Here is a 12557-nt window from a genome sequence, read left to right as displayed (position 1 = left end):
GTGTCCGCCAGGACGGCGGACATAACGTTGGCCGGCCCTCATGAACGTTGAAATACCCCTTGGGCCGGCCAACGGCCGGCGCTACCGGATCCCGGTTACGGATGATTTCCCGGTTACGGATGATTTCCCGGTTACGGACGATTTCCGGTTACGGACAATTCCCGGTTACGGATGAATTCCGGTCACGGACGAATTCCGGTTACGGCGTCGTCGGGGTTCGCGCGCGCTTGTCGCGCTGCGCGCGATCACCCAACTGCCGCTTCAACGTGGCGTCCAGCTCGACCGGGCGGTCCCAGTGGTCGTGGCTGGCGACGATGGCGTGGCGCAGCGCGCGCCAGTGCAGGTTGGTGGGTTCGGTGGTGAGGTCATCGTTGACCACATCTGACCACTGCACGAAGCCGCCCTCTTCCGGCACGTGGCGGCTGAAGGCGCGGACGCTGTCGCGGCAGGAATGCTCGGTGACCTTGCCCCAGAAGCAGGCGAAGTAGATGTCGCCGGCGTGCCAGCCGTGGGTGTACATCAGCGCGGCGATGTAACCGCGCGAGACGCCGGCGTAGCGCTCGACCTCGTCGAGGAAACTGTCGGGGAAGCGCTCGGCGTAATGGTTGATGTCCTGCAGCTGGGCATCGACCCAGGCATCACCGGTGTGCACCTGGTAGGTGTCGGACTTCTCGGCGGTCTGCTGGGCCAGGGCCGCCATCGGCAGCCCCAGCCATAGCACCAGCAGCAGGCACAGGCGCTTCATCGGCTCAGCCCTGTGCGGCCTTGGCTTCAATGGCGCGCAGGGCCTGCGGCCAGTCGAAGGCGGTGGGCGCTTCCACCATGCGCGGTTCGTCGGCGGCAACACCGTGCTGGGTTTCGTGCGCCCAGGTGACGGCATACGGGGTGTGGATGCCCCAGCCGCCAAGGGTGACGACCGGCTCGATGTCCGAACGCAGCGAGTTGCCGACCATGACGAAACGCTCGATCGGCAGGTCGAATTCCTCGAGCACCCGGGCGTAGGTTTCCGGATCCTTCTCGGACACGATCTCGATGCGCGGGAACAGGTCGCGCAGGTTGGCGATCTTGATCTTGGCTTCCTGGTGGAACAGGTCGCCCTTGGTGATCAGCACGATGGGGTAGTCGTTGGCGATGGCGGCGACGGATTCACTCACGCCGTCGATCAGCTCGACCGGATGACGCAGGGTGTCGTGGCCGATGTCGATGATCTGCTGCAGGTCACGCGCGGTGATCATCTGCTGGCTGATGTCGATGGCCGCTTCGATCATCGAGAGGGTCATGCCTTTCACGCCGTAACCGAACACGGCGAGGTTGCGCTGCTGCACTTCCAGCAGGTGACGCGCGGTGGCGGTGTCGTGCAGGTCGACATAGCGCGAGAGGATGTCCAGATAGTCCTGCTCGGCCTTGCGGTAGTAGTCCTCGCTCTTCCAGAGCGTGTCGTCACCGTCGAAGCCGACCAGGCCGATGGGGCCGGTGGGCGTGGGTTGGGAAGTCATCATGGGGCAAGGATACCGTACACGTAGAGCCGGGCTTGCCCGGCTGGGCGCGGTCCAAAAGGAAGGGCGGCCGAAGCCGCCCTTCCCCCCTCACTGCCTTTCACCGTTGTCCAGCGGTGTTGGGCCCTTCTGCGCTCGGTGTTTCCCTGTTTCGGGTGTTACGGGTGTTTCTGGTGGTGCGGGTGTTGCATGGGTCCGGAGGGCCGGCCAACGGCCGGCGCTACCGGGGTTGTTGCGATCGGTGGGATGTGGGGGCGATCGCGGGGTGATGCGTTACTTGCCCGGGGCGTTGCCGCTGTTGGCGGCACCGCTCTGCTGGGCGGCCACGTAGGCCTTGTATTCGTCCGGCGTGAGCTCGCCGTCCTTGTTGGTGTCGGCTTGGTCGAAGACCTGGGCGAGACCGGCGTTGACCTGGGCTTCGGCCTTGCTGATGGTGCCGTTGCCGTCGGTGTCCACGCTGGCCCAGGTCTGGCCACCGCCGCCACCGCCCGCCTGTGCCGATGCTGCTGCGGCGGCACCGCTGGCATTGTCAGCGGCCTGGCCGGCGGCACCGGCGGCCTGCTGCGCCTGGGCGGCCTGCTGCTGGGCCTGCGCGGCGCTCTGCTGCGCGGTCTGCGCCATTGCCGGAATGGCCATCACGCTGCCGGCGGCGATCAACAGGGCAATCAGGGGCTTGCGGTTGCGATTCGTCATTGGGGTGGTCTCCGTCAAAGGGGTATTGCACGGGTCGTTGTTTCCGTACGGCCCCTACCCTGCCACCGCGTTTGTGAATCGATCTTGCCCTGCAACCGGCGTGCGCACGCGGCCTTAACCACTCACGCAGCGACGTGCATTACCGCTGCGGTTACGCGCAGGTGAGCGGTCAGTAATGTACGCATTCAGCGCGCCTGCGTTTAACGCGGCGCGAACGAAAAATCAGTGCGATGTCTCAGTTTTGTCGCCTGACCGGGAACTGAATATCACCCAGCCCAAGGCCACACCGGCGAGCGCACCGGCCACTTCAATGACCACGCGCGAGCCGAGTTCGTTGGGATCGTGGATGGTGGCCAGGTACATGCGCGCGTAGAACGGCGACTCCAGCCGCACGATGCCCATGTAGAACAGCTTCCAGGCATCGATGCCGGCGCTGATGATCACCGAGATGAAACAGGCCCAGCCGATGGCATGGCCCATCGACCAACCGGCCCAGCGGCACAGGCGGTGCCACAGGCTGTAGATCAACAGGCCAACGAGCAGGGCGATCAGGCCGGCTTCCAGAGTTCCCAGCAGTCCAAAGTGCAGCGGCAGATTCATTGCGTTCCGGGCGAATGGCGTCCGTTGCCATTGTACGGGGCGGGCGTCAGCGTACGGGGACGTCGTAGGCGGTCAGCGGGTCCGGCTCGGGATGCAGGGTGTAATGCCACCACTCCAGCGGGTAGTTCTTGAAGCCCTGCGCCTCCATGGCGACGAGCAGGCGCTGGCGGTTGTTGTACTGGGTGGTGGTGATCTGCGCGGTGTCGGTGTGCGCTTCGGGGCCGAAATAGTCGAAGTCGGTGCCCATGTCGACGTCCACGCAGGTGCCGCTGCGGCAGTCGACCAGGCCCAGGTCGACGGTGGCCCCGCGGCTGTGGCCGGAGGTCTCGGCGATGTAGCCGCCCAGCAGCTGCGGCTTGTCGATGCCGGGGTATTGCAGGGTCTTGCGCGACACCTCGAGGGGGTCGTTGGCCCAGTCAACGAAGGCCTGCACGGATTGTTCGGGGCGGTAGCAGTCGAACAGCTTCACGCCGAAGCCCTGTGCGCGCAGGCTGGCTTCGACCTTGGCCAGGGCGGCGGCGGCGGGCTTGAGCAGCAGGCATTTGGGGGCGTCGTAGCCCGGCACGGGGCGGCCGGTGAAATTGTTGCTGCCGGCGTAGCGCATGTCGCGCTGGATGTCGGGGGAGAGCGTGGTGATGTCGACCAAGCCGGCTTGTTCGGCGGTACGCACGAGTGCGGTGTGGACCGGTTGGGCGTGCGTGGGGGTGGCGATCAGTGCAAGCACAAGCACCGATGTAATGAGGGCGGCCGTAGGCGCGACCCCTGGTCGCGCATCAGGAACACGGGCCCGTTCGGGTGAAATGCAGATCCTGGTAGTCATAGCTGAAGTCTATGTCCGGGTCGATGGCACGCAGGTTCAGGGTATGCGGCGTGCCCGGCGATACCTGCAGCCAGGGCTCGGCGTCCGCCCCGAGGGTATCCCACTGCACCAGCCAGCGGGAATCGAGCTGCATCACGGTTCCGCGCAGTCGTGGGGATTTTTCGACGCTGAAGCGGAGTTTGCCGTTCTCCGGGCAAAGATGGGCGGTGCCAAGCCAGGGGTCGTGGTAGATGCCCTGCCAGTTCACCGAAATGGGGGCTGGGGTGCGTGCGGCGGTGTCGGGGCGGGGTTTGCGGGTGGTGTGTACGGATTGGAGTTCGGTGATGTATGTGCCGATGGTGGGCGGTTTGGAACAATCGTAGAGCCACGCCCTGCGTGGCTTCGCGGTGTCTGACGCGTCCGATGTTGTCGGCGCAGGCGGTGAGTTGGTCGTAGCCACGCAGGGCGTGGCTCTACGGGTCTTCAATGCAGCCTGCATGAGGACGGTGCGGGCCTCTTCGCCTTCGCCATTGATCAGAATTACCACCCCCGTTTTGCTATCTGGCAGCAGGGCGAGCGAGGAGTACGCGCCGCTCAGGGTGCCGGTGTGGGCGACCTTGAACTGCCCGTCCATATCGGACAGCCGCCAGCCGTAGCCGTAGGCAGAGAAATGCGCGTTGTCCCAACGCCGCTGACGCTCGCCCAGTGGCATGGGCATGTGCGCGGTCCACAGCAGGCGGCGCTGTTCGGCGTTGAGCCAGTCCGGTACCAGGGTGGAGTCGAGCAGCACCTGCATCCAGCGGGTCATGTCGCGCAGGCTGCAGCGCACGCCGCCAGCGGCCAGCGAGGTCTGGGTGGGATCGGTCTGGCAGCCGCTCATGCCGAGCGGGGTGAACAGTTCTTCCTGCAGCAGCACGTCGATGGGCTTGCCACCTGCTGCGGCGGCGACTTCGCCGGCAACCACGTACATGAGGTTGTCGTAGGCGTAACCACTGCGGAAGCTGGTGACGGGTTTGAGATGCGCCAGCCCGGCGATGATGTCGGCGCGGGTGTAGGCGTTGGGCTCGGGCCAGAGCATGAGGTCGCCCGCGCCCAGGCCCAGGCCGCTGTTGTGGATGAGCAGGTCGCGCACCTGCATGTGTTCGGTGACCCAGGGGTCGTGCATGCGGAACTGCGGCAGGTGTTTGATGACCGGGTCGTTCCAGTGCAGCGCGCCGCGCTGGACCAGGCGGGCGAGCACGGCGGCGGTCATCGCTTTGGTGTTGGAGGCGATTTTGAAGCGGGTCTGGTCGGTGATGCCTTCGCCGCGGGTGGCGGTGAAGGTGGTTTGGCCGTTTTCTACGACGGCCATGGCGATGCCTTCCACCGGGTATTGGTGGAGGGTTTGGTCGAGTAGCGGGGTGTAGGGGGACGCGAATGCGATGGTGGGGGTGAGGAGGAGCGCGTAGAGCCAGGCCTTGCCCGGCTGCACGGTGCACCGCGGAAAAGCAGCCGGGCAAGACCCGGCTCTACGGAAGATCGCCAGCATCATTGTGGTCGGCCGTTGATGGAGGATCGCCAGCATCATTGTGGTCGGCCGTTGATGGAGGATCGCCAGCATCATTGTGGTCGGCCGTTGATGGAAGATCGCCATCATGCGTTCCCACGGTGATGGCAGATCAACCACCATCAGAAATTCCACGTCGCCTGCAGCTGCGTGTACCGCGGGGCCTGCCAACGGGTGCCGGTGTTGAAGGTGCTCTCGCGGTACTGGCCCGGCTGGGCTTCATAGCGCTGGTGCACGTTGATCACGGTCTGGTTGTTGAACAGGTTGTACACCGACAAGCGCACGCTCAGGTCCACGCCTTCCACCGGCAGACGCCAGGTGACATTGGCCCCCATGGTCCAGGTCCACGGCAGGCGGCCATAGGCACCGCGTGGGCTGTACTCGAACTGGCGCTGGGCGTAGGTGCCGGTGCAGTTGGCCACGCACAGCCAGCCGGTGCCGCCGCCGCTGCTTTCGCTGGAGGTGCTGCCGCCGGCGGTGCTGTCGTTGGGCCACATCACGCCGAACGCGGTCACCGGGCCGCCGGACTGCACCTGCAAGGTGGTGCCGAAGCTCCACTGCTCGCTCAGTGCATACGCGGCACGCAACTTGAACTGATGGCGGAAGTCGTTGAACAGCACGCCATAACGTTCGTTGTTGGCCGGGTGGTCCCAGTGCTGGACCATGCCGGTGTCGCCGTAACCGGTGTCCGAATTGACCGGACCCTCGAAATTGCCGTCACTGCGCGACCACAGGTAGGACGCGTTGAACAACCACTTTTCGTCCCAGGCGCGGTCGATCTGGAATTCCAGCGCCTTGTAGGTCCGCTTGGGCTTGGAATAGCCGACCACCTCGCCACTGCCGCCCTTGCGATAGCCGCTGTTGGCGGTGTCGATGGTGATCCAGCCTTCCTCGGCGCAGCCGATGCTGGAGTCGCCCCAGATGGTGAGGCTTTCGCCGGGGTTGGCGATCGGCCACAAGGTGGTGCCGGTCGGGCCGCACGGGGTGTAGTTGATGCGCATGTCGTCCAGCGCGCGGGTCATGCGCCGGTAGGTGGCATTGACGCCCCACGACCAGGCCTGGTTGAGCATGCTCTGGAAGCCGAGGATGTACTCGTCCTGGTAGACCGCCTTGAGGTCGCGGTCCACGCTCTGGCGCAGGTCGGCGGCACCGGTGTTCATGCGGGTGTCGGTGGGACCGACCTGCTGGCCGATGATGGGCGCGGCATACGGTGCGCCGGTGACCGGATTGGCCTGGGTCTGCCAGCCGTTGAGCACGTAGTAGGTGTACTCGTCGGTGAGGCCGCCGGCGAAGTTGACGTTGATGTTGTTGGTCACCGGCAGGTAATAACGACCGGCATTACCGAACAGCTTGGTGGTGCCGTCGCCCTTCATGTCCCAGCTGAAGCCGAAGCGCGGGGCGACGAGGTCGTCCATCTTGATGAAGGCGTCGCCGTCGGCGGTGCGGTTTTCGAAGCGGTCCCAGCGCACGCCCAGGTTGAGCATGAGGTTGGGGGTGATGTTCCAGATGTCTTCGAGGTAGAACGCGTTGGCTTCGGTTTCAAAGGTGCCGCCGGAGACGCGGTTGCGGCCGCGCAGCATCTCGGTCACGCCAGCGGGCACGTAGGCGTTGGCACCATCCCACACTTCATCGCCGGGGCGCGCCACATAGGCGGTATAGCTGAGCTGGGTGGGACCGGGGTAGCGGGTGCTCTGCTCGGTGGTCATCAGCTCGCGATCGACACCGAAGCGCAGCAGGTGGCTGCCGAGCTGCCATTCGAAATCGAGGCGGGCGACATCGCGGGTGTCGTCGCGCTCGGCCACGGCGGTGCCGGTGGGATGGCAGCCGGGGCGCAGGCCATTCAACTGACCCAGGCGCGGGGCGTAGCTGGCGTCGGTGAACACCGGGCTGCAGGCTTCATCCAGCGAGGAACGGGTGAAGGCGCGCTGGTTGTTCTGGCCGACCATGGCGCGGGCGGTGAAGGTTTCGCCGAAGTGACCGGTGTAGGTGGCCGACCAGTTCTTGCCGCCGCTTTCGGTGATGGAGTCGCCGCCCCAGGCACCGATGACATTGTCGTCCCAGTCGTAGTTGTAGGCACCGGCGGTGGTTTCGCCTTCGTCGCTGAAGGCGAGCAGCGCCAGGCTGTGGTCGTCGGTGATGTTCCAATCGAGCTTGGTGCCCCAGAAGCCGTTGTCGGCCTCGTTCTTGAACCAGGTCAGCGCGTCGTTGGAGGTGTTGTGGCCGTTCTCGTCGCGCTTTTCATACATGGCGAACAGGAACAGCTTGTCCTTCACCACCGGGCCGCTGGCCCACACGTTGGTCTTGAAGAAGCTGCTGTCGTCGCGGCTGGCGTAGGAATGGGCAGTACCGTCGCGGTGGAAATGGTCGCGACCACTGGAGCGCCATGCCGAAGGCTCAGCGGTGACTTCGATGCCGCCTTCGAAATCATTGCTGCCCGAACGGGTCACCGCATTGATGACGCCGCCGGTGGAGCGGCCGAACTCCACCGAGTAGCCGCCGGTCTTGACCTGGAACTCGCTGAAGAACGCGAACGGTGCGCTGGAGAAGCCGCGCCGGGTGTACATGTCGGTGACATTGAGGCCGTTGATGAACACAGCGTTCTCGGCCACCGAGGAACCGGCGAAGGACAGCCCACCGAAGGTGGAGTTGCCGCCGACCACGCCGGGTGCGAGCAGAGCCACCGCGGAAAGGTCCTGCGCGACCGGCAGGCGCGAGATCTCCTGGCGGTTGACGTTGAACGAGGTCTCGGTGGAGTACACGTCGACGCGGTTGACCACGCGGGTACCGACCACCTGCAGCGCATCCAGGTTGACCACGTCGCCACTGCTGGCCAGGTTGACGGTGGTGGTGCCACCGATGGCCACGCTGACCGCGACGCTGTCGCCAAGGTTTTCGCCATTGCGGCTGAGCTGCAGGCGGTAGTCGCCCACCGGCAGCTGGCCGAGGCGGTAACTGCCGTCACTGCCGACGGTGACGCTGCGGCTGGCTCCGGTGCTGTTGCTGATCACGGTGACCTGGTCACCGGCGGTGGCACGACCGGCGACGGCACCGCTGACGGCCTGGGCCCAGGCGATGCCGGGTGCCACGATGCCAAGACACGCCCCGAGTGCGACGCACAACGTCGCCCGCTTGAAACTGTTCGCTTTCATCCCCTGCTCTCTCCTGCAGATTGTGAAATGGTGGTGGTGGGTTACTGGATGTGTGACTGGAAGTCGTAGGTCCACTGGTCGTAGTACAGGTTGCCGCCGGACCACTCCACTTCACCGCGCTGGTTGTCGACCGTGTCCGAGCGCGGGTGTTGCTTTGCCGGCACCAGCGGCCGGTCGTAATCGTCGTTGAAGGCGATGCGGTAGGCGTCGAGGCCACCCAGGTAGAAGTCGCGCAGGGCGCGCTCGTTGCTGTGCAGGCGGCCGGTGGTGACGTCCATCGGCACCCAGCCGTAGGGCGCGAGGTAGACCGCGCCCCAGTCGTGCAGGTTGTTGTAGCCGACCGCGTCGTCGGAAGTGACCATGCCGGACTGCCAGCGCGCGGGAATGCCGTTCAGGCGCAGCAGCGCGATCAGCAGCAGGGTCTGCTGGCCGCAATCGGCGTAGCCGGCGTGCAGGGCGTAGTCGCTGATGTTGGACAGGGTGGAATATTCGCGCGCGCCGGCCCAGGGGATCTGGTCGACGGCGTCGAACAGCTTTTCGAAGATGCGGTAGGGGTTGGTTTCGTCACCGACGACGCGCTGGGAGAACGCGCGCAGGGCCGGGGTGAACACGATGTGCGGGGCGCGCTCGGTGAGGTAGGGCTGCAGCGCCGGGTCGTTTGGCGTGGGCTGCACCGTGCCGGGATCGATGTCGGTGTGGCGCGCGTAGACGGTGAGGGCGTAGTTCACCTTGAAGGTGATGGGCTGGCCGGCGACGGCCGTGGCCTGCAGGTAGGCGGTGCGCTGCTGGGTGTCTTCCGGGGCGATCTGCGCCGGTGCGCTGCCACCGCTGCTGCCGAGCACGCGGATGTTTTCCTGTTGGCCGGGGATGGCGCGCGGGTATGGAATCCAGGCGCGCACGGTTTCGCCGGCGGGGACCGCGTCGGCTTTGACGGTGAGGGATTGGGTGACGGTGATGTGGCGCGGGGTGAGGGATTGCGGGCCCACGACCGTGGGTCGATACGAACGCGCAGCCGATACGACCTCGCGATGATGCGGGCCGAGCACTTCATACGGCCCTTCCTTCGGCACCGGCACGCCGGGCGCGCGGCGGGCGCGAGCCTCGGCGCTGACCCGGAACAGGTTCGACGGCGCGCGCTTGAACCAACGGCGCTGGCCGTCGATGTCCAGGTGCTCCAGATAGCCCTGTGCGTCCCAGCGCGCGAATTCGGCGTCGGTCAGGTCCGGAATCTGCTTGCGCACCTGGGCCTGCGCGGCGGCGGCGTCGAGGGTGAAGTCCAGGCGGATGCGGCGCATGCGCTCGCGCTGGAAGGCGTAGGCGTCGTGCTGGGTCTGGCTGAGACTGGTGTCTGCCAAGGCGCGGCTGATGTCGGCGTCGGCCTGGACGAAGTGGCCGGCGTCGATGGTGGCGATGAGATCCGGCAGCGCTGGCAGCGGCTGCGCCCACAGCGCCGGCGACACCAGCAGCAGGCAGGCTGCGGTGTGCCAGGCGAAGCGACGGAGCAAGCGCGGTTTGCGTACGGCGGATTCCACGGCGACACTTCCCAACGTGCGGGTGGTAATCGCTGTGTAACACGCGGCGGGTAGGTGGTCAATAATTTATTCTTGCTTTCGATGGCGAAAGGAATAAATATTCCCAGAGATTCCGAGGAGGTTGCCGCGTGAGGATTCGAGGTAGGTTGTTGACGCGCATGGCGCGTCACTACGGGCTGACAGCGCTGGTGCTGTTGGCCGTGGGCAGTACTTCGGTCTGGGCGGCTCCGCCGCCACCGGGGCCCTCGTTGCCCCACTATGCCGGCGTGACAGACCTGCAGGACGCGTTTCTGTCTCCCTCGACGTGGATCCAGGTGACGGCAGACCGCGACCGGGTCATTCTGGATAGCGCCGCCATCGAGGCCCAGAACGCGCGCATGCGTGCGGAAGACAAATCGCTGCACGACCTGCGTGCATTGCCGGCGCAGCTGCCTCGCGCGGACGTGGTGCGCGAGCTGAAAGCGCTTTCGACCTGGCCCGACAAGCAGCTTTACGGCGTCGACGGCCAGCTCATCACCGCCGCACAGCGCACCGCCATCGAAGCGAATCTGGCGGCCGGCGCGATCGCCGATCACCGCGAGCTGCGCTACGGCCTGGTCACGCACCGCGCCGCCCTGCGCACCTTCCCGACGATGCTGCGCGTGTTCAGCCGTCAGGGCGATACCGACATCGACCGCTTCCAGGAGTCGGCGCTGTTCCCCGGCGACGCGGTGGCGGTGCTGCACGAAAGCGCGGATGGTGAGTGGCTGTTCGTCACCAGCGAACGCTACACGGCCTGGATCGAATCCCGCTTCGTGGGTATCGGTGCAACCGACAAGGTATTGAACTTCGGGTCGATGAAGCCGTTCCTGGTGGTCACCGGGGCGACCGAGTACACCGTGTTCACGCCGGAGGAACCGCGGGTGTCGCGGCTCCAGCTGGACATGGGCGTGCGCCTGCCGGTGATCGACACCTGGCCGGCGCAGCAACCGGTCAACGGCCAGCACAAACATGCCGGCATCGTCGTGGGCATGCCGGTACGCGAGGCTGACGGCTCGCTGGCGTTTAAGCCCGCCCTCATTCCGCGCTCTGCCGACGTCAGTGCGGACTACCTGGAGCTGACCCCGCGCAACCTGTACCTGCAGGCGTTCAAGTTCCTTGGCGAGCGCTACGGCTGGGGTCATTCCTACGACACCCGCGACTGCAGCGGCTTCGTTTCCGAGGTGTACCGCAGCTTCGGCATCCTGATGCCACGCAATACCAGCGCGCAGGCGGTGAGCCCGGCGCTGGACCGGATTGCGTTCAGCGCCAAGGACAGCAAGGCCAAGCGCATGGAAGCGGTGAAGAACCTGCAGCCGGGTGACCTGGTCTACATTCCTGGCCACGTGATGATGACCCTGGGCCACTTGAACGGCCACACCTGGATGATCCACGACACGGCCGGCGGCAGCTGGTTCGGCCCGGATGGCCGCTGGGTGGACGCCCACCTCAACGGCGTTTCGGTCACCCCGCTGGAGCTGATGATGGCCAGCGAGACCGTGAGCTACATCGACCGCATCACCAACATCCAACGCATGCGCACCAAGACCCCTTGATGAAAATCACCGATATCGAACTGGGCATGCTGCGCGTGCCGTTGAAAACCCCGTTCAAGACCGCGCTGCGCACGGTGGACACCGTGGAGGACGTGGTGGTGCTGATCCGCACCGACAGCGGCCACACCGGCTATGGCGAAGCGCCGGCGACGGCGGTGATCACCGGTGATACGCACGGCTCGATCATTGAAGCGATTGACCGCTTCATCAAGCCGCGCCTGATCGGCCAGGACGTGGCCAACCTCAACCGCAACTGCGCGCTGGTGCAGTCCTCGCTGGAGCGCAACACCAGCGCCAAGGCGGCGGTGGAGATCGCGCTGTACGACCTGTGGGCGCAGCTGCACGACGCGCCGCTGTACCAGATGCTGGGCGGCGGCGACCCGGTGATCACCACCGACATCACCATCAGCGTGGACTACATCGACAAGATGGTGGCCGACTCGCTTTCGGCGATCGACCGCGGCTTTGAGTCGCTGAAGATCAAGGTCGGCAAGGACATCGGCCTGGACGTTGAGCGGGTGAAAGCGATCCATGCCGCCGTGCAGGGCCGCGCCCTGCTGCGCCTGGACGCCAACCAGGGCTGGACCGCCAAGCAGGCGGTGCAGGCGATGCGCACGCTGGAAGAGGCAGGCGTGGTGCTGGAACTGCTGGAACAGCCGGTGAAGGCGGCCGACATCAGCGGCTTGAAGTACGTGACCGACCGGGTCAATACGCCGGTGATGGCCGACGAGAGCGTGTTCAACCCGGGCCAGGTGTTCGACCTGATCCAGCAGCGCGCGGCCGACATCATCAACATCAAGCTGATGAAGACCGGCGGGCTGTCCAATGCGATCCGCATTGCCGATATCGCCGCCATCTATGGCGTGCCGTGCATGATCGGCTGCATGATCGAGTCGAGCATCAGCGTGGCCGCCGCGGTGCACCTGGCGGTGGCCAAGAGCGATGTGATCACCAAGGTGGACCTGGACGGGCCGTCGCTCGGCCGCTTCAACCCGGTCACCGGGGGCGTGCATTTCAATGAGTCCGAGATCACCATCAGTGATGCGCCGGGGTTGGGGATCACGGACGTTCAAGGACTGGAGATGATCAACCCGCCCCGCTGGTGACACCGTAGAGCCACGCCCTGCGTGGCTGCTTTCGGGCGATCATGCGGTGCAGCCACGCAGGG

Annotated in this window: 10 protein-coding genes; 2 read left to right on the top strand and 8 right to left on the bottom strand. The window is 65.7% G+C overall.

Going from position 1 to position 12557, the window contains the following annotated elements:
• Positions 1-199: 199 nt before the first annotated feature.
• The 8 genes from QMX83_RS15815 to QMX83_RS15780 form a co-directional block, all read right to left on the bottom strand.
• On the bottom strand, positions 200-745 hold the full coding sequence (locus QMX83_RS15815) for a hypothetical protein (protein ID WP_282297592.1): 546 nt from the start codon (positions 743-745) through the stop codon (positions 200-202).
• Positions 746-749: 4 nt separating this feature from the next.
• Positions 750-1499: an HAD family hydrolase gene (locus QMX83_RS15810; RefSeq protein ID WP_282297591.1), complete on the bottom strand. Its 750-nt coding sequence runs from the start codon at positions 1497-1499 to the stop codon at positions 750-752.
• Positions 1500-1769: 270 nt separating this feature from the next.
• Complete coding sequence (locus QMX83_RS15805) at positions 1770-2189, bottom strand: EF-hand domain-containing protein (RefSeq protein WP_282297590.1); 420 nt, start codon at positions 2187-2189, stop codon at positions 1770-1772.
• 222 nt (positions 2190-2411) lie between these two features.
• Complete coding sequence (locus tag QMX83_RS15800; protein WP_282297589.1) at positions 2412-2789, bottom strand: hypothetical protein; 378 nt, start codon at positions 2787-2789, stop codon at positions 2412-2414.
• Between the two features lie 46 nt (positions 2790-2835).
• Entirely contained in the window at positions 2836-3513 is a 678-nt protein-coding gene (locus QMX83_RS15795) for a M15 family metallopeptidase (protein ID WP_282297594.1), read from the bottom strand.
• A gap of 49 nt (positions 3514-3562) precedes the next feature.
• Entirely contained in the window at positions 3563-5191 is a 1629-nt protein-coding gene (locus QMX83_RS15790) for a serine hydrolase domain-containing protein (RefSeq protein WP_282297588.1), read from the bottom strand.
• Positions 5192-5256: 65 nt separating this feature from the next.
• Entirely contained in the window at positions 5257-8283 is a 3027-nt protein-coding gene (locus QMX83_RS15785; protein ID WP_282297587.1) for a TonB-dependent receptor, read from the bottom strand.
• Positions 8284-8324: 41 nt separating this feature from the next.
• Positions 8325-9743 carry a transglutaminase-like domain-containing protein gene (locus QMX83_RS15780; RefSeq protein ID WP_282297593.1) on the bottom strand — a complete coding sequence of 473 codons (1419 nt, stop codon included), beginning with the start codon at positions 9741-9743 and terminating at the stop codon, positions 8325-8327.
• Between the two features lie 230 nt (positions 9744-9973).
• Between QMX83_RS15780 and QMX83_RS15775 the strand changes: the two genes are divergently transcribed.
• Both QMX83_RS15775 and QMX83_RS15770 read left to right on the top strand, forming a co-directional pair.
• On the top strand, positions 9974-11389 hold the full coding sequence (locus tag QMX83_RS15775) for an SH3 domain-containing protein (protein WP_282297586.1): 1416 nt from the start codon (positions 9974-9976) through the stop codon (positions 11387-11389).
• Complete coding sequence (locus tag QMX83_RS15770) at positions 11389-12495, top strand: dipeptide epimerase (RefSeq protein WP_282297585.1); 1107 nt, start codon at positions 11389-11391, stop codon at positions 12493-12495. Before QMX83_RS15775 ends, QMX83_RS15770 begins: the two co-directional genes overlap by 1 nt.
• The last annotated feature ends 62 nt before the right edge of the window (positions 12496-12557 follow it).

Origin of the sequence: Stenotrophomonas sp. PS02289 (assembly GCF_029960115.1) — a bacterium.
Lineage (GTDB): Bacteria > Pseudomonadota > Gammaproteobacteria > Xanthomonadales > Xanthomonadaceae > Stenotrophomonas.
The sequence above is the reverse complement of the archived record's forward strand: the minus strand, read 5'-3'. Positions and strand labels throughout refer to the sequence as shown.